This is a genomic window from Spirosoma lacussanchae (genome assembly GCF_005870035.1).
In the GTDB taxonomy this organism is placed as follows: Bacteria; Bacteroidota; Bacteroidia; order Cytophagales; family Spirosomataceae; genus Spirosoma; species Spirosoma lacussanchae.
The window spans coordinates 1,478,866-1,496,829 of the sequence record NZ_SWJG01000001.1 but is presented as its reverse complement, the minus strand read 5'-3'; the positions used below and the strand labels follow the sequence as shown (position 1 = coordinate 1,496,829).

Below are 17,964 nucleotides of genomic sequence, written 5' to 3'. Positions count from 1 at the left end.
ACCAGTTATCGGGCTGCAACCGGTCGGGTAAAGGGCAGACCGGAGCCTACCACTGCATACTTCTGCCAAACTTGGCGTATTTTTGCGGGTTATTACATTATGACCGCAAGCATCCGCGACATCGCCTATCAACTGCGGCAGGGCCAGCTGATTGCCCTAGCCGACGAAACTGGCTGGTCGGTAGCCGCCGATCCGACTAATGACGCAGCTGTTCAATCGCTGCTCAGCCTTCGAACGAGCCTGCCTGCTCAGCTGCAGCCCACCGTGCTCATTCAGCATACCGATCAGCTGGGTCTTTACGTGGCTAAAGTGCCCGATGTAGCCTTCGATCTGGTTGAGTTTGCCGAAAACCCGCTGATTGTCGTCTACGATCAGGGCAAAAACCTGGCCGCATCGGCCCTGGCTGATACGGCTACAGTGGCCGTTCGGCGGTCGCTCAATCCCGACATTCAGCGGCTGATCGGCAGTTTTGGCCGCGGCTTGCTGACCATTCCATTCGAGTCGCTGAGCCTGCCACCGGCGGCTGAATCGCTCGTTGCTGAGCGGTTCGGAACGCTACCCGGCATGCCCAGATGGCCCCGCATCATGCGGCTGGGGGTAAATGGCGAGGTGCAGTTTATACGAAAATGAATTTTAGCGACACACTCCATAAAAACCCGATTTTCGAGACCATCGCCCAACAGGCTGATTCGATGGGCGTAAAAGCCTACGTAATTGGCGGGTTCGTACGCGATCTGGTGCTGGGACGCCCGTCGAAAGATATCGATGTGGTCTGCATAGGCAGTGGCATTACGCTGGCCGAAGCCGTGGGTCAGGCGCTGCGCACGCCCGTTGCCGTATTCCCGAACTTTGGCACCGCTATGCTACGCACAAACCAGCCTGGCAGCCCGACCACCGACAGCTGGGAGGTTGAGTTTGTTGGCGCCCGGAAGGAATCGTACCGAAGCGACTCCCGCAAACCAATTGTTGAAGACGGCACCCTTGAAGACGACCAGAACCGCCGGGATTTTACCATCAACGCCATGGGCATCAGCCTGAGCCAGTCAGACTTCGGCACCCTGCTCGACCCGTTCGACGGGCTCAAAGACCTGAAACGAAAAACCATCCGGACCCCGCTCGACCCGGCCCTTACGTTCTCCGACGACCCGCTCCGGATGATGCGGGCCATCCGGTTTGCGTCGCAGCTAAACTTCGATATTGAGCCCGACACCTTCGACGCCATCGTCAGGATGAACGAACGGATCAGCATTGTGTCGCAGGAGCGCATCACCGACGAACTGAACAAGATCATTCTGTCGTCAACGCCTTCGTATGGGTTCAAACTACTGTACCACGCGGGGCTGCTGGAGCGCATTTTCCCGGAGTTGATTGCCCTGAAGGGGGTAGAGACGGTAGAAGGGAAAGGCCACAAAGACAACTTTTACCATACGCTGCAGGTCCTCGACAACATTGCCAACCGCTCGAAAAAAGACGCCGTCACCCCCGAAAACGAGCTGTGGCTCCGGTGGGCCGCCCTGTTGCACGACATTGCCAAGCCCGCTACCAAACGGTTTGACCAGAAAGCCGGCTGGACCTTTCACGGCCACGAAGACCTGGGGGCCCGCTGGGTACCGCGTATTTTCCGAAACCTGAAGCTGCCGCTCAACGAGCATATGCGGTTTGTACAGACGCTGGTCCGTTTGCATCTGCGCCCCATTGCGCTCACCAAAGAGCAGATTACCGACTCGGCCCTGCGCCGGCTCCTGTTCGATGCCGGCAACGAACTCGACGGCCTCATGGCTCTCTGCCGCGCCGACATCACCTCGAAGAACTACGAAAAAGTCCAGAAACATCTGCGTAACTTCGATAAGGTCGAACAGAAGCTGCACGATCTGGAAGAGCGCGACAAGCTACGCAACTTCCAGCCCGTCATAACGGGCGAACTCATCATGGAAACGTTCGGTCTGCCGCCATCCAAAGAAGTAGGCGAGCTGAAAACCGTGGTTCGCGAAGCCGTGCTGGACGGTCTTGTTCCCAATACGCTCGATCAGGCGCTTCCGTTTTTGCTCGAAGAGGGACGAAAACGCGGCCTGGTTGCCAAAACAATCGTGAACAATGACCAATGAATCCGCTTATTTTGAGCATTCATTGTCCTCATTCCCTGTTTATCATTCATCGTTTATTCAGTTAACACCGTGGAGAATAATACCAATTTCCGGCGCTTCTTTGGCGCATCGCTGACCATCCTGGGGGTTGTCGTCGTCCTGTTTGCCCTTGTGGCCTTTCTGTCTGATGGCAAACCCGTTCTGGGGATGAGCGTTAACAAGGCCGAGTCAGCCGCCCCGTTCATCGTCGGTATGATTTTTCTGATTACCGGCGTCAACCTGGTGCGGGAGTCATAATAACCACGGCCAACAATTTACAGACAGGCGGGTTACTCTTTCGGGCTGGTGGGTTGTAAACACCGGCTCCCCGAGTCAGCACACAACCAAACCCGTCTATCCGTGGCCATTCCCGACGAAGCCTTTACCCTGGGCGTTGAAGAAGAGTATCAGATTGTTGATCCCGAAACCCGGCAGCTACAGTCCGACGCGCAGCTCATTCTCCCGGAAGCGCGGGCTACCGTCGGCGATCAGGTAACCCCCGAAATGTACCGATCGCAGATCGAAATTGGCACTCCCGTCTGCCAGACCCTCGGCCAGGTGCGCGACGAACTGAACCGACTGCGGAGCGAGCTGATTACAGCCGCCGGGAAAACGGGAAATCGCATCGTGGCGGCTGGCACCCATCCTTTTTCGCACTGGGAAGACCAGAAGCTGACCCGGCGAGCCCGCTACCGCGACCTGGCTACCGACTTTCAGCAGCTCACCCGAGAGCAGCTGATCTTTGGCTGCCACGTGCACGTCGGCATCCCGGATCGGGAAATCGCCATACAGGTCATGAACCGGGCGCGCCCCTGGTTGTCGGTCCTGCTCGCACTGGCGGGTAACTCACCCTTCTGGCTTGGCACCGATACCGGTTATGCCAGTTTTCGCACCGAGATATGGGGGCGCTGGCCCACCGCTGGCATTCCGCAGGTCTTCGACGCCTGGGCCGACTACGAGCAGCTGGTCAACGAGCTTTCATCTACGGGCATCATTGCCGATGCCAGCAAGATTTACTGGGATGTTCGGCCGTCGTCGCATTACGATACGCTCGAGTTTCGGGTAACGGATGTTTGTTTAACCGTCGACGAAGCGGTTCTGATTGCCGGACTGGCGCGCGCGCTGGCCCGAACCTGTGCCTGGGACGCTGAGCGATACGCCCCCTTCCGCCACGTCAGAACCGAATTGATACAGGCAGCCAAATGGCAGGCAGCGCGCTTTGGCCTGACTGACCAGCTCATCGATGTACAGGCAGCCCAGGCAGTTCCGGCCCGGCAACTGGTCGATCAGCTACTGACCTACGTAAGCCCGGCGCTGGACGCTTACGGCGACCGAAAAGAAATAACCAGGCTGATCGATAAAGTTTTTCGGGAGGGCAACGGGGCCAGCCGGCAACGGGCCGTTTTTGAGCGGACCGAGAGTCTGGAAGACGTTGTTGACTACCTGATTACCGAAACGGCCAGATGATCTTACCGGCTCAATCGGGCCGAAAGCAACCAGCTGTAGGTATTGAGCGGCAAGGGAAGACCGTCGGGCTGTATCTGTAAATACATCAGGTGCAGGTGCGTCGGTGACCGGCTTTTGTAGGCGTTGAACCCCGTTCGGCCCATTTCGCCAATTTTCTGCCCGGCCTGTACCCACTGCCCCGGCGCAACGGTGATGTGGCTGTTGTGTGCGTAGTAAAAAAGGCCATGCAGGGTTGGGTCGTAAATCCAGATCCAGTTGCCCCCCCGGTATTCGGAACCCGGTAACCAGCCCGTTTCGATTCCCAATACCAGGCCGTTGCTCATCGACAGAATATCGACCGGCTGCCGGGTCCGGTCGTCGAGATAATCCTGATTTCGGTCTGAAATGAATATATCCTGGGCCGGGTGGCTCCCGCGTACGTTGTAGTCGAACAAATCAAATCCGTTCCCCCGGTACCCTTCGCCGTGAGTGCCTCCGATGGCACTGGGCGCATACCCACGCAGCGGGAACGCAAAGTAACGACCCGTCCGGCGCAGACTGTCGCGTTGGGCCGAATCGGGCTGGAAGCTGTCAACACTCCTGAAACGCTCCTGCAGTCCTTTCATGATGCCACTAAAGGCTATACGGGCCGAGTCGGGCGCTACCCGCTGTTCACGAATCAGGGTGTACAGGGTTTGAAATTGCTGGCAATAGGCGTAGACAGTTGGCTCTACCGAATTGGCCGATACAACCTGCGATGAAGCTACGTTTAAACTCCCGATCACAATTGCCCCCAGAATACCTGCTACCCGCATGAACGACAATACGTCAACTTTCACTACCTGTTACATTAAGGTCAAGTGCCCAAAAATACGGAAAGTAGCGGTAAATAAGGCCGTCGACCCCGGCGACCTGCCGTACAGTATACCATCTGAGTGTAATCAGGCACCTCCAGGCCGCTCGCCACCGGGCCGGGCATTCCCGCGGGTGTACGTTCTTATCCGCCGGGTACGGGATCAGCCAGGCGGCAATCGGCCTGATACCATGGCAGTTCCGGACAGACCCGCGCCGTCTGGGGGTAAGGCGCCTTTTGCTGGTCAGGCTCCCACCAGCGAAAAATACCAGCCTGAAAAAATAATGTAAAAGCAAGTCTTCTGAAGGAAGCAAACCTGTAGTTTATCCTATTATTTTGTCTTATTGGTAAATACTATAAGCCCTGTTCCAGAATGAATCGACGAAACGCGCTTTCTCATATCTCGCTGCTACTCGGAAGCACCCTCTCGGCCCCTACCCTGCTGGCTATGGACCGCCGGGGCCGGCACCAACGGGTTCCGGGCGGATTTACCCTCACTTCAGACCAGCGCAGTCTTGTTGCGACGGTGGCTGAGTTAATTATTCCAAAGACCGATACTCCGGGCGCTATAGAAGTCGGCGTACCGGCTTTTATCGAAATGATGCTGCAGGACTGCTATCTGCAACCCGAACACCAGAGTTTTGTGGCGGGGGTTGAGCAGCTCCAGCAGGCCGGTTTTCTGAGCCAGTCAACGGCCGATCAAACCGAAACGCTTCGGCGGCTGGAAGCGGAGACCAAAGAGCTCATGAAGGCTTATCAGGTGCAGCAAACGAAAATGGGCGATAATGAAGATAAAGAACTGATGAAAAAACAGGCTACGGGGCTACCCTTCTGGCGGCTTATGAAGGAACTGACGCTGCTGGGCTACTTCACGTCCGAAGCAGGTCTGCAGGCGTCGTTCAATTATGTACCGATTCCGGGCAAGTACGAACTCATCAAGCTTAAGCCCGGTCAGAAAAACTACGCCTATTAACCCCTACCTACCTTTATGAATCTAAACCTAACGACGGATAAAACCCATCGCTACGACGCTATTGTGGTGGGGTCGGGCATGACTGGCGGCATTGCGGCCAAGGAACTAACCCAGAAAGGCCTGCGTGTACTCGTGATCGAGCGAGGCCGCGAGGTGAAGCATATCGACGATTACGATACGGCGATGAAGGCGCCCTGGGAAATTCAGCACCGGGATAAAGTCCCCGTTCGCTCGGCCGAAGAGTTATGGGCCAACAACCGGTTTGTGGGCATGGCTCAGGACGATAAAGCTGGATTCATGACCAACGACCAGCAGAACCCGTACGTCGAAAAACGGCCGTTCGACTGGATTCGGGCTTATCATACGGGCGGCAAGTCCATGCATTGGGGCCGGCAAACCTACCGCTGGAACCCCGCCGACTTTGAAGCAAACGCGAAAGAAGGCATCGGGGTCGACTGGCCCATTCGTTATACTGATCTGGCGCCCTGGTACACTTATATCGAGAAGTTTGTGGGCGTGAGCGGGCAGGCCGAGCAGCTGGCAGTACTCCCCGACAGTCATTTTCTACCGCCCATGCCAATGTCGCCCCCCGAGCGCTTTTTTCGGGAGACCATGAAGCAGAAGCTCAATCGTCCGGTAACCATTGGCCGCGTGGCCAACCTGACCCAACCGCAGCCGTGGCATACGGCGCTGGGCCGGGCGTCGTGTCAGTTCCGTAACAAATGCAGCCGGGGCTGTCCGTATGGGGCCTATTACAGCTCACTATCCGGAGCGATTCCGGCGGCCCGGGCTACCAACCGGCTGGACATTCTGCACGACAGCATTGCGGCTGAGCTGATCTACGATGATAAAACAGGCCGCGCCACCGGCGTTCGGGTCGTTAACCAGCATACCCTGGCCGTTACCGACTATTCGGCCCGGATTATTTTTCTCAACGCGGGCTCAATGAATACGGCCGCGCTGCTGCTCAACTCCCGGTCGAGCCGGTTTCCGAATGGCCTCGGCAACGATAGTGATCAGGTTGGACGCAACATCATGGACCACCATCTGGGGGCCGGTGCCAACGCCACCATTGAGGGATTCGAAGAAGACCTGATGTACGGCCAGCGGCCCAACGCCCTGTATATTCCCCGCTTCCGAAACTGGGGCAGCGACCGGCAGACTACTTACCTGCGGGGCTTTGGGTACCAGGGCGGAGCAAGTAGAAGCGACTGGAAACGGGGCGTGGCCATGGACGGCTTTGGCGCGTCGTTCAAACAGCAGATGACACAACCCGGCGCCTGGACCATCGGGTTTGGCGGCTTCGGCGAGGTATTACCCAATCCGAACAACCGCATGTACCTCGACCCGGTAAAGAAAGACAAATGGGGCGTTCCCCTCATCGTGTTCGATGCCGCCTTTGGCGAGAATGAGATCGCCATGCGTAAAGACATGATGAACTCGGCCGCCGAAATGCTCGATGCCGCCGGTTTCAAGAATATTACGGGTAATAACCGGCAGGATGTTCACCTGGGCCTGGGTATCCACGAAATGGGTACGGCCCGCATGGGCAAAGACCCGAAAACGTCGGTGCTGAACAAATTCAACCAGGTCCACGACTGCAAAAATGTGTTCGTCACTGACGGAGCCGCCATGGCCTCTTCGTCCTGCGTGAACCCATCGCTGACGTACATGGCACTCACCGCCCGCGCGGCCAATTATGCGGTAGACCAGCTGACCAAGAAGAACCTGTAGAGACGCGAGGGCCGGGACGCCAGCCCTCGCGTCTCTTTTGGCATCATCAAGAAACGTGATGAACAGAGACGCGAGGGGTCGCGGGCTGAGACGCGAGGGGTCGCGTCTCTACGGGCAGAAAATCTTGTAGAAGGTATAGCTTACCATGATGCCGGTATAGGTGTAGCTGTCGCGCAGAGCGGGGTTTCCTTGGGCGTTTTTGGCCGTCGTGACGCCGTAGGTAACGTCGCCGAGGCCGTCCAGATAGTCGCTGTTCGTGAACCGGGTACCAAACTCAGCACCGATGCTCCAGGGGCGTTTGATTTCGTATTTTACGCCCACCCCGATTGGAAAGGTCATATACCCTCTGGCGCGCACCACCGAGTTACGAACGCTGAAGAGACCGATTCCTCCGAAGACGTACGGTGTCCAGTTCCGAACTTTGGGTTGCGGTTTGTAGGAAAAGAAGTTGTACTGAATGTCGATCGTTGCTTCGCTGACCCGGCTGTTGAACGAATAATCGCGGGCGAGCTGAAGCGGGTCACGGCTCACCCGATCTTCGCCTTTGATACCTCCGATGGCCAGTCCCCCCCGGAACGACACTGACCGGGTGGCATTATACCGGAAGAACATGTTGGCCGCTGGCATGTAAAAGCGGGGGTTAAGGCTGGGCGACACGTCTCCCTTGTACAGCATTCCCCCCAGCCCACCGCCAATCTCGGCTTTTTGCGCCAGCGTAGTCAGATTGATAAAAAGCCCGGCTATTACCAGCCAGGCCATTTTGATTCTATGCCTCATAGACGTGTGGAGAAACCCAACCGGTATTACTTGATGGGTGGGCACTTAATCCGACCCGGAATAATGTAACGAACGGAGAAATTAGTCAGCAGGTAGCCATCTTTCAACACCGTGTTGGCTCCACGAATCTCGCTCTGAAAAGGACTGGGATCGGCGGCAAACAACTCCTGCGCTACCGTGTAGCGATCCGTATTGACACGGGCGGCATCGCGTTCGAAACGCCGGTCGGCCATGATAGCGCCAAGTCCCTGCACGGCTTCCGGGCTGGCATAGTTGCCGCCTACATCGTCAAGGTAGTCGGTGAACGTAAGCCGGAACCCGATTTCGGCGCCCAGGTCGAAGTTATCGTTCAGCCTGTACCGAACGCCAAAGCCTACCGGCACAGCCAGCGTTACCAGCGAGTAGGGCTTGTCGTAGCCGGGCTGGCCCTGTCCTTCCGTGCGAAGCGGCTGTAATTTTACCCATTTTCGGGCTTCGTACTCGCCATTGTTGTTGTTGGTTTCGGTAGGCGTGCGGGCTTCCGGTGCATGAGCCAGCAAGGCCAGGCCACCAAACAGATAAGGCGTGAATTTGGCCCGTGCGTTCGAGTTGCGTCCGTCTTCGATAAAATTATAAATACCCGTTACGGCAAACTCTTTCAGGTCGTTCCGGAAGTGGAGGTTTCGGGCGTACTGAGCCGCAAACAAGGTGGGGTTCGCCTTGCTGAAGGTGTAATCGTCGCCCGCAACGCGCGCCCAGGTAAACGATGCTCTGGCTGCAAAATGGGGCGTAAACTGACGCGTATACCCGAGGGCAACGTTCCAGCGGGGCATGATAAACGTAGCACGCAGCGGCTGCCGGTAACCAGCCAGCTCACCGTAATAATGCGAGGAGCCGACTCCCAGGGAGACGGCGGAGTAAGGGGCAAAACGAGTGTTTGGTCGGCGTTGGGCTACACTATCCGTAGCCCGGGTTGCCAGTAATAAAAGAACCGCAACGCCTGCTACTACGTACTGATATGTTTTCATAAAGCGTAAAATACGTGAATCAACCCCCGCTGGCCCCAAAAGCCAGCCAATTCCCAAACGGAGGTATTGTTAAAATTATTGGCGAAAAGACAAAAAATGTACGACATACCGCCTGTCAAACCATTGATTGGACCGTTAATTGACAAAAACGCCCGTCTGGTTTCAATTCCGGATATCCCAGCCCCAGTTAAGTTTGCTCCGAAGGGTGTTCAGAAAGTTATCGTCGCCGAGCTTAACCAACCTGGCTTTGAACGCTTCCTTCTGTACGCTGATCCGCACCGACGTTTCAACCGTGAACGACCGGGAGTCGAGAGCGGCCAGAAAATTCCCACTCCGGCTCTCAACCTCAAACGCCAGCTGACAACTGTCCATTACAATCATGGGCCGTACGTTCAGGTTATGCGGGCTGATCGGGGTAATGATAAAATTGTTGGTTTGCGGCAGCAGTACCGGCCCGCCACAGCTGAGCGAGTACCCCGTAGAACCCGACGGCGTAGAAACGATCAGCCCGTCGGCCCAGTACGAATTCAGAAATTCGCCATCCAGATAGGTATGTACCGTAATCATGGACGAGGTCTGGGTGCGGGTGATGGTGAAGTCGTTGAGACCGAACGGAAGCTGGCCGAATATCTCCTGGCTCGACCTGACGCTAACCAGGGTTCGCTCATCAATGCTGTACTGCTCGTTAAAGAGCGCATCGATCATCAGTCGGATCGATGAGGGAGCCACTGTTGCCAGAAAGCCCAGCCGCCCAATGTTAATACCAATGATCGGAATCTGCCGGGGTCCAACGTGGGTTACGGCATCGAGCAGGGTACCGTCGCCCCCCAGGCTAAAGATGAAATCAGCATCGGCAAGGCCTTCGTCAACGGTGTAGGTAGCGGTGCTGTAATGAGTAATGCCAGCGTTGTCGAGGAACTCGCGATACCCCTGCGAGATAAGCACATCGGCCTGCCGTTTTGCCAGTTCTTCAAACATAGACTGGATATACGGTCGGGCCTGTTCGGGAAAGTTACGCCCGTGAATGGCGATTTTCATGGAAGAGCGTTTACAGGTTTCGGCATGAGGTTCCGGAAGCGGATTACACCCGCGTTTTCAGTCAGGTGATGGCTGACCAGAACCAGGGAGCGAAACTACCAAAACTAGGTGTTTAAATAACGAAGCAACGAATCGAGCCGCTCCTGATCGATACTGTCAACGGGTGTGTTGGCAAAAGCAGCTTCGATCTGATACCCGAACCGTTCGAGCGTTGAAATCACGAGGGTGATATCGCGCCGGTTGAGTTTGAGCGTCAGTCGCGAGCGGTCGGGTTGCCCGTAGGCTGCGCTGGAAAAATAGCTGCTGACAATTTTGGTGTTGTTCGACTCGATCAGCCGGCTGATCTCGGCCATTGAATAATCGCGTTCGTTCAAACTCAGGATCAGAATGGCACCGGCTTCCTGAACGCCCAGCTCCTGCGCAAACTGCCGAATCAGTTCGTTGGCCGAGACCGTTCCGATAAATTCACGCCCTTCGTTCAGTACCGCCACGACATCCATCCGGTTCTGAATCACTAGGCTCAGAATCTCATACAAATGCTGATTATCGAACACGTAATTCTGTTCAAAAAGCCGCATTACGTTGCTCAGGGGCTGCTCTTCGTCGGCTACATCCATGAGCAACTCTTCGGTTACTACGCCCTGGTATTCGCTCTGATCAGTCAGCACCAGTTGCCCGATGCGGTGCTCCTGCATCCAGTCTAAAGCCTGTCCGACAGAGTCAGACGGTTTTAGCGCCGGGAGCATGGGGTCAATAAGTTCGGCAGCCAGCATATGAATGGTGTCTAAGAAAACTGTATGCCAGAAAACTACAGAATTTCCGGCATAGTTTCCAAATCTTATTTAAAAGGCCGGGTGCGTAGCGTATAGGCCGGGCTGCGGGCTTCGAACCCGCTCGCCAGCCCCGTACCCTAGTCTACCAGTTCGCCAACCGGATGGCGGGCCAGCCAGCTTTCGAGCAGCTCGTTGAACCGGGCCGGGCACTCCATCATCGGCGCGTGGCAGCACTGGTCGATGAAGTACAGTTCTGAATGAGTGATGAGCCGGTTAAACTCATGACCCACGTTGGCCGGGGTAATGGTATCGTTGAGCCCCCAGACCAGCAGCGTAGGTACCTGAATCTGATGCAGGTCTTTACCGACGTTGTTGCGCTGGGCCGACTTGGCAATCGATACGATACTCATGCACTTGGGAATGCTGCTGGTGATCTCAAACACCTCGTCGATCAGCTCCTTCGAGGCCACGTTGGGATCGTAGAACGTGTAGGCTACCCGCTCAGCAATGTAGTCGTAACTGCCGCGCTTGGGAAACGAGCCACCCATGCCGTTTTCGAACAGCCCCGAACTGCCCGTCAGCACCAGCCGACGAACCTGATCGGGATTTTTGAAGGTATACAGAATTGCCAGATGACCACCGAGCGAGTTACCCAGCAACGTCAGGTCCTGTAATCCTTTCTGGGCAACAAATTTTTCGATGAACGCTACGAGCCCTTCCAGGCTGGCCTGCCGGATCGGCATTTCGTAGATCGGCAACATCGGAATAACAACCCGGTATCGGTTCGAGAAGGTCTGGATTACGTCGTCCCAGTTGCTGAGAGCGCCGAATAAACCGTGTAATAACAGCAGCACTTCGCCCTCTCCTTCGTCAACGTAGCGGAATCCCGCTTCTTCTCTGATTGTGTACTTCATGCGCATTAAACAGTTAACGATGCGGTAGATACTGGTTTTGGGTTAGTTTTTGAACAATTTTGATCCAGTTGGTCAGTAACGGCAGGCCCCACTCGGTCAGTACGGCCTCCGGGTGAAACTGAACCCCCCAGAGCGGTAACGTCCGATGGCGGATTCCCATCACCTCGCCCAGATCGGTCTCCAGTATACAGTCCAGACTGGCGGGGAGCTGGGTCAGCACCAGCGAGTGATAGCGCGTGACCGAAAACGTATCCGGTAGGCCGGTCAGCAGCGGGTCAGGGTGTGTACCGATCCGCACCCGCGACACTTTGCCATGCATCGGCTGAAGGGCTGGACTCAGGCTGGCCCCGGCCCACTCGCCGATGGCCTGATGTCCCAGACAAACCCCCAGCATAGGCACCCGCCGGTGGTAGTAGTCGATAACCTCCAGCAGCCGTCCAGCCTGTTGGGGACGACCCGGCCCCGGCGACAGCACAACGCCATCGACCGGCTGGGCGACCAGATGCTCGAACGGCTCATCGTTGCGTACTACCCGACAGTCGGCCCCCGCCTGTCGTAAATAATCGACCAGCGTGAAGGTAAACGAATCATAATTGTCGAGCAGCAGCAACTTCATGTTTCTGTAACGCAATCTGGTATCGCAAAATTAATAGTTTCCCCAAAAAGGCAAAATCATTTATATAATCATTGTTGATTTACAGACGTTTAACATTTAATTAACTTGATTTTATTCAATTTATCCAAAAATAATACTACGCATTTGACTGATAACTCGCCGGTTAGGAGTCGGAACGTTTATTTTTGGTGCAGAATTTATCGACTCCATTACCTGATCGTATGCCTGCCGAATTACCTGTTGTTATTGTTGGTGCCGGTGTTGCCGGCCTGAGTTGCGCCGTCTATCTCAAACAGGCGGGTATCGATGCGCTCGTGCTCGACGCGGCCGATGGTGTGGGGGGGCGCGTTCGTACCGATATCGTAAACGGTTTTCAACTCGACCGGGGCTTTCAGATTCTGCTGACGGCGTATCCGGAGGCCCGGCGGTTGCTGAATTACAACGCGCTCGACCTGCGCCCGTTTCGCTCCGGCGCGTTGATCCGCCATCAGGAACCCAACCAGGCTGCCAGCTGGATGAAACTGCTGAATCCCTTTCAGGAGCCGCTGTCGGTATTCGCTACACTGGCCTCGCCGGTAGGCACCCTGGGCGATAAGCTGCGGATTGTCGAGCTGATGCGCCGGACCCAGTCCTTATCCGTTACCGAGTTATTTCAGCAAACGCCCACCACTACCCTGGCCCTGCTGGACGATATCGGTTTCTCCGACCAGATGATTACCCGGTTCTTCCGGCCGTTTTTCGGGGGTGTTTTCCTCGAAGACGCCCTGGTTACGTCGAGTAACTTTTTCGAGTTCTGCTTCCGGATGTTCTTTGAGGGCAAAGCCGCCGTGCCGGCACGGGGTATTGGGGCTATCGCTGATCAGCTGGCCGGCCGACTCGCTCCCGATCAGATTCGGCTGAAGACCCTGGTTCGGCGAATCAGTGGCTCAACGGTCGAGCTGGCCTCGGGCGAGAGCCTGGTTGCGGGGGCGGTGGTCATGGCCGTGGATGCGGATCAGGCGGCCCGGCTAACGCAACAGGCGCCCCCCGTCAGTCGGTCGTTTAACCATACGACCTGTACCTACTTTGCGGCACCCGCCAGCCCCAATCCGGAAAAACTGCTCATGCTGAACACGCACCGCACTGCTGCCATCCATAATATGGCCGTCATGAGCGACGTAGCGCCCGGCTACGCCCCAGACGGGCGGGCCCTGATTTCGGTCAGTACCCAGGGGTTGGAAACGTTTATTGAAGAGGCCCTCACCCGGCGAATCCGGCAGGAGCTGACCGACTGGTTTGGCGCCGACGTGGCTAGCTGGCAGCACCTGCGTACCTATCATCTGCCACAGGCCTTACCGGCCTACGATCCTACCGTTGTTCACCAGCCGCTGCAACTGGCCGAAGGGCTTTATCAATGTGGCGATCAGACGGCCTACCCATCGCTCAACGCAGCGCTACAGACCGGCCGTGAGGTAGCCGAGCGCATTGTGATGAATCATCGCTAACCCAACTCCCCGCCCGCATGCTCTGCCGCCTGCTTCTCCTGTTGCTCACCCTGCCGGGTTGCCAGACCGATCCGCCGTTTCGGTATACAGGACCGATTCTGAAAGGGGTCAATCTGGTGGCACCACCGCGCCAGCCCGACTCTGCGGCCCTGGCACCCGTTCGGGCGGTAAACGCAGACTGGGTGGCCATTGTGCCCTATGGCTTCTGCCGCAAAGACGACCCGCATTTCTTTTTCAGTGAGAACCGGCCGAAAGAAAGCCGGAAATACGGGCAGTGGTGGGGCGAAACGCCCGCCGGTGTAGCAGAAACGATTCGGATGGCGCAGAAAGAGGGGCTTAAGACCATGCTCAAACCGCACGTCTGGATGCAGGGCGGCTCGCACCTCGACCTGGAGTTCAGGACCGAAGCCGACTGGCAGTCGTTCGAGAAAGATTATCGGCAGTACGTGTTGTTTTTTGCGCGCATGGCCGACTCGCTGCAAGTTGATCTGTACTGCATCACTACCGAGCTGGACCGCTTTGCCATAGCGCGTCCGGCCTTCTGGAATCAGCTGATCACAGACGTACGGAAGCTGTACGGCGGTAAACTGACCTATGCCGCCAACTGGGATCGGTATGAATCGATTCCGTTCTGGAACCAGCTCGACTATGTTGGCGTCGATGCCTATTTCCCGCTGTCCGACGACCGCACCCCCTCGGTAAACGCACTGGTTCGGGGATGGAAACCCCACCTGAACGCCCTGCAGAAAACAAGCGATCGGCTGCAGAAGCCCATTTTATTCACCGAATTTGGCTACCGCGCCTGCGATCATACGGCCCGCCGTCCGTGGGAATCGGAAACCGACTGCATACCCAATCTGCAGGCGCAGGCCAACGCCTATGCGGCCCTGCTCGATGCCACCCGCCCGCGGGCCTGGTTTGCCGGTGGTTTTGCCTGGAAATGGTTTATGGATCGTGAACCGCGCCACCGCGAACGCGACCAGTACAGCCCGCAGGGACGCCTGGCCGAACAAATCCTCAAAAAGCAGTGGCTATCCAAGGCAAACTAAAACACTAGGAATTGGACCAACGACTCTGGCGAAGCGCAACAACTAAACCAATAACAATTTAGCTAACTTTCAAATCCTTTGTTGTCTTTTTGAGTCGTGCCATTTTGTTATAAGCTGCGCTTCTTTCTGTCGTGTTGTGCGTCATTGAATTCTTTTATGTTGTTCTTAAAATTTTCTCAACCTTCTTTCCTTTCGCTAATTCGTCTACTAATTTATCAAGATACCTTACTTGTCTCGTTAGTGAATTTTCAATTTCCTCTATCCGATAACCACAGATTACTCCTTTAATCAAGTTAGCATTTGGGTTCAATTTCGCTTTCTTGAAGAATGTTTCAAAAGTCGCTTTCTCGTCAATGAGTTCTTGCACTTTTCTTTCGTCAAAACCTGTCAGCCATTCAATGACTTGATGCAATTCTTCTTTTGTCCTCCCTTTTCTCTCAGCTTTGGTAACGTAATGCGGATAGACAGAAGCAAAAGTCAATTTGGCGATTCTTTCATTATGCTCAGCCGTTATTTCCATTTTTTGGTTGTCAACTTTGTTAAAGTTTTGATTTTGGTATGGAGACGCTGTCCCGAAAGTCCAAACCTGCCTAATAGGGGCGTTCAAATTGTCGCCGGAAGGTTGGCCCTTACGCACTTTATGGATTTGCACCCAACGACCACGAGGGCTGATGGCGAGTGAGTTATCTTCCTGAACGCGAGTCACTTGCAATCTTTATATCCTTTCTCGATTGGGCTGCCAACTCTCGCTCGGGACGTGCTCCCTGTCGACGGAAAGCTACCCTAAGTCATTTAGGCATTCTGAAATGTCAAAATAGTAATTTTCTACTTGAGTTATAATTTGGGTAGGCGTTATTTCTTTGGTTTCAATCTTGATTTTGTCAATCAATTTGTCATTATGACCCAACAGTTGCTGACCAATAGTTTTCCACTCAATTCCTCTACCAATGCCAAGATATTTGAGAATGGCATACTCAGTTCCAACATAGTCATTTATTAGTGTTCGCTCAATAACGATAGGGTTATCAATGGAATTACCATTGCCTCCATAAATTGGGAAGTCAACGCCAAAATCATATATTAGTAATTCTCTTAAGTTCATAGCCTATCTTTTAACTTTTTGAAAGTTATTGCTTACAAACTATATCATCCAACATTCTTCATGTTACCATCCAAAATTTCTTTCTGCTCCTCAACCTGAGATTCCGGCCAATAATTAGTTAAAGAAAATTCATCTAAAATAGCATTGGCTATATTAAATAAGGCGCGACCTTCAAGACCAAGCAAACCTCTATAAGCGTGATATTTGCCAGAACTTAAGTCTTCTTCTAAATCTAAAAGTATAACTTGATAAACTCTATTCTTGATAAGGGCTGGATTTTTTCTAATGTATTCAAGCCATTTCGGCTGGTCACTGATAACATCAGTTTTGATTGAATCAATCATCCGATTCAGATTAGGGCTGGTTCCAAATTTAGATTTAGCTTGTTCCAAGATAATTAAAACTTGCCCAATTTCTGGTGAACTATACTGTGGAGACTTTTGAGCGACAATTTTAGGCGCGACACTATTAACGAATAACGACAAAGGCCAAGTGAGAATATATTGTAGGTGATTTCCTTCCAAGACCAGAGGAGTTTGCTCTGTAACTGGGCGTTTTTGTTCATCGGAAAGTCTGATATATCCGATGAAAAGATAAATTGCAGCAAGTACAAAAAAGGTCATGTTGTTGTAGATAAGTAGTTTATAATTAAAAAACGCTCTCAAAAGAAATGTTTCGGAATTAGTAACCCTGCCCAACCGGGACGTTTCTCGTGTCGCAAGAAAGCTGCTCTGCCTGTCTAAGCCCGACTGTCGGGGCGGTTAGCTTGTCAACGGGAGCCGCCAAACGAACCCATGCCTGTCCGAGCCGTGACCCCTATCGCCGGAGCGACGGAACACACATACTTTTTTATGATTGTTGTGTCCACCTAACGACTACGAGGGCTGATGGTGAGCGAACAACTTGACTAAACATTCAGACCTGAACCTTTACACCCTCGTTTGGTTGGGCTGACCAACTGTCCTATTGCGGCCTGCATCCTGTCGCCATACAACCACCCTATGCGAAGGCAATGATTAACGGTACGAAGCTTTAGACTTCTTAATTTTTACTGCACCTAAGTTGTTTGTTTCTAGAAAAACTGAAATTGCGGTTGGTAAGACATCGTTTTTGGGACCAATAATTACTTCTGCAATTGGATTGATTTTACCTTGATTAGTAAAATCTTGTTCAATGAATGCTACTGGTATATTTTGCCGCATTCTGAATAAGATAGGCTGACCTTGTGCATCTGCCCCAAATGCTGTGCCTCCGCCATCCAGTAACTTTAGAAATTCATTACTTTTTTCAAAATTTAGGATGTGAGTTATTCTAATCTCCTGTTCTTCTCTAAAAGCTGGATTTTTAAAAGCTGCTAAGTCGCAAGCAATGCCATAACATGCTTGATTGAAATCTGAACCAAATTTCTCTGTCTCGCTTTGTTCAATTTTATGCACGACCTTTATAATTGCCTTAAGTTCGTTAATTTGTTCTTTTTCATCGTAGAGAACTTTGAGTGGCCGAATCGGGAGTTGTAATACGTCTTTAGCTTTGAAGCCAATCGCATAACCATTTCCATCATCGGCGTAAGCCCTCCATTGACTAAGCACATCACCATCTCTTGAAAAACAAGTTGCTACAAGTAAGCCAAGTAGACTTGACGATGAAATTAATTCATCTATTTTATCAAGAAAATCTTTGCCCAATTCATCAAATAGTTCGTTAGCAACTTTCTCCCATATATAATACCCCCAATGTATTTCCATGAAATCGTTCATTGAGAATAAATCACTTAGGCGAATCTTCTTATTGGTACATATTGCGAGGAAGGCGTTTGCATCACAATAGTGATATATTATCTCATCTTCGACAGGTTCGTAGGTTCTACTCAGAAGCATTCTTCTAAAAGGTTAATAGCGCTTAATTTAATATGCTAATTAACTGGGGCGTTTCCTCTGTCAACCGCTACCGGCCAAATGCGCTTTATTGATTACCTCAATGGGGCCTCTCTCGTGTCGACCGAAGCAAACTAACGAGCCAAAACCGTCTTGCCACGGGACGTGCCCCCTATCGCACATAATCTCACTACTACGTTA

The 17,964-nt window shown here is 53.5% G+C and carries 19 protein-coding genes; 8 read left to right on the top strand and 11 right to left on the bottom strand.

The window, feature by feature from the left end:
* The first annotated feature begins 99 nt into the window (after positions 1-99).
* From FBR45_RS06195 to FBR45_RS06180, 4 genes are all read left to right on the top strand, one after another.
* Positions 100-630, top strand: coding sequence for an L-threonylcarbamoyladenylate synthase (locus FBR45_RS06195; protein WP_138500319.1), 531 nt, complete (start codon positions 100-102; stop codon positions 628-630).
* Positions 627-2,105, top strand: coding sequence for a CCA tRNA nucleotidyltransferase (locus FBR45_RS06190; RefSeq protein ID WP_138500317.1), 1,479 nt, complete (start codon positions 627-629; stop codon positions 2,103-2,105). Before FBR45_RS06195 ends, FBR45_RS06190 begins: the two co-directional genes overlap by 4 nt.
* A 69-nt stretch (positions 2,106-2,174) precedes the next feature.
* Positions 2,175-2,381, top strand: coding sequence for a hypothetical protein (locus FBR45_RS06185; RefSeq protein WP_138500315.1), 207 nt, complete (start codon positions 2,175-2,177; stop codon positions 2,379-2,381).
* Between the two features lie 102 nt (positions 2,382-2,483).
* Positions 2,484-3,590, top strand: coding sequence for a carboxylate-amine ligase (locus FBR45_RS06180; protein ID WP_246082124.1), 1,107 nt, complete (start codon positions 2,484-2,486; stop codon positions 3,588-3,590).
* A 2-nt stretch (positions 3,591-3,592) separates the two neighbouring features.
* Here FBR45_RS06180 and FBR45_RS06175 read toward each other — a convergent pair whose 3' ends face one another.
* Positions 3,593-4,384, bottom strand: coding sequence for a M23 family metallopeptidase (locus FBR45_RS06175; protein WP_171044869.1), 792 nt, complete (start codon positions 4,382-4,384; stop codon positions 3,593-3,595).
* A 411-nt stretch (positions 4,385-4,795) separates the two neighbouring features.
* On the opposite strand from FBR45_RS06175, the gene FBR45_RS06170 reads away from it, so the two are divergent.
* A complete protein-coding gene (locus FBR45_RS06170) occupies positions 4,796-5,395 on the top strand; it encodes a gluconate 2-dehydrogenase subunit 3 family protein (protein WP_138500312.1) in 600 nt (199 codons plus the stop codon).
* A 15-nt stretch (positions 5,396-5,410) separates the two neighbouring features.
* Complete coding sequence (locus FBR45_RS06165) at positions 5,411-7,129, top strand: GMC oxidoreductase (RefSeq protein ID WP_138500310.1); 1,719 nt, start codon at positions 5,411-5,413, stop codon at positions 7,127-7,129.
* A gap of 108 nt (positions 7,130-7,237) precedes the next feature.
* On the opposite strand, the gene porG is transcribed toward FBR45_RS06165, so the two are convergent.
* The 6 genes from porG to FBR45_RS06135 all read right to left on the bottom strand — a co-directional run bounded on the left by porG (position 7,238) and on the right by FBR45_RS06135 (position 12,254).
* Positions 7,238-7,906, bottom strand: coding sequence for a type IX secretion system protein PorG (porG, locus tag FBR45_RS06160; protein ID WP_171044844.1), 669 nt, complete (start codon positions 7,904-7,906; stop codon positions 7,238-7,240).
* A gap of 26 nt (positions 7,907-7,932) precedes the next feature.
* Complete coding sequence (locus FBR45_RS06155; protein WP_138500308.1) at positions 7,933-8,913, bottom strand: DUF6089 family protein; 981 nt, start codon at positions 8,911-8,913, stop codon at positions 7,933-7,935.
* A 162-nt stretch (positions 8,914-9,075) separates the two neighbouring features.
* Complete coding sequence (locus FBR45_RS06150) at positions 9,076-9,951, bottom strand: NAD kinase (RefSeq protein WP_077920316.1); 876 nt, start codon at positions 9,949-9,951, stop codon at positions 9,076-9,078.
* Between the two features lie 104 nt (positions 9,952-10,055).
* Entirely contained in the window at positions 10,056-10,724 is a 669-nt protein-coding gene (locus FBR45_RS06145) for a CBS domain-containing protein (protein WP_138500306.1), read from the bottom strand.
* A 137-nt stretch (positions 10,725-10,861) separates the two neighbouring features.
* Positions 10,862-11,638, bottom strand: coding sequence for an alpha/beta fold hydrolase (locus tag FBR45_RS06140; protein WP_138500304.1), 777 nt, complete (start codon positions 11,636-11,638; stop codon positions 10,862-10,864).
* A gap of 13 nt (positions 11,639-11,651) precedes the next feature.
* A complete protein-coding gene (locus FBR45_RS06135; RefSeq protein WP_138500302.1) occupies positions 11,652-12,254 on the bottom strand; it encodes an anthranilate synthase component II in 603 nt (200 codons plus the stop codon).
* A gap of 221 nt (positions 12,255-12,475) precedes the next feature.
* Between FBR45_RS06135 and FBR45_RS06130 the strand changes: the two genes are divergently transcribed.
* Complete coding sequence (locus FBR45_RS06130; protein ID WP_138500300.1) at positions 12,476-13,738, top strand: NAD(P)/FAD-dependent oxidoreductase; 1,263 nt, start codon at positions 12,476-12,478, stop codon at positions 13,736-13,738.
* 17 nt (positions 13,739-13,755) lie between these two features.
* A complete protein-coding gene (locus tag FBR45_RS06125; RefSeq protein ID WP_138500298.1) occupies positions 13,756-14,787 on the top strand; it encodes a glycoside hydrolase family 113 in 1,032 nt (343 codons plus the stop codon).
* Positions 14,788-14,941: 154 nt separating this feature from the next.
* On the opposite strand, the gene FBR45_RS06120 is transcribed toward FBR45_RS06125, so the two are convergent.
* The 4 genes from FBR45_RS06120 to FBR45_RS06105 all read right to left on the bottom strand — a co-directional run bounded on the left by FBR45_RS06120 (position 14,942) and on the right by FBR45_RS06105 (position 17,646).
* Positions 14,942-15,307 (bottom strand): DUF2200 domain-containing protein, encoded by a 366-nt coding sequence (locus FBR45_RS06120; RefSeq protein ID WP_138501959.1) that lies wholly within the window; start codon positions 15,305-15,307, stop codon positions 14,942-14,944.
* Between the two features lie 258 nt (positions 15,308-15,565).
* Positions 15,566-15,889, bottom strand: a complete 324-nt coding sequence (locus FBR45_RS06115) for a hypothetical protein (RefSeq protein ID WP_138500296.1) — start codon at positions 15,887-15,889, stop codon at positions 15,566-15,568.
* Between the two features lie 44 nt (positions 15,890-15,933).
* The gene (locus FBR45_RS06110; protein WP_138500295.1) at positions 15,934-16,512 is read right to left on the bottom strand and encodes a hypothetical protein; all 579 of its coding nucleotides are present in this window, start codon (positions 16,510-16,512) and stop codon (positions 15,934-15,936) included.
* A 393-nt stretch (positions 16,513-16,905) separates the two neighbouring features.
* Positions 16,906-17,646, bottom strand: coding sequence for a DUF2971 domain-containing protein (locus tag FBR45_RS06105; RefSeq protein WP_171044843.1), 741 nt, complete (start codon positions 17,644-17,646; stop codon positions 16,906-16,908).
* Between the last annotated feature and the right edge of the window lie 318 nt (positions 17,647-17,964).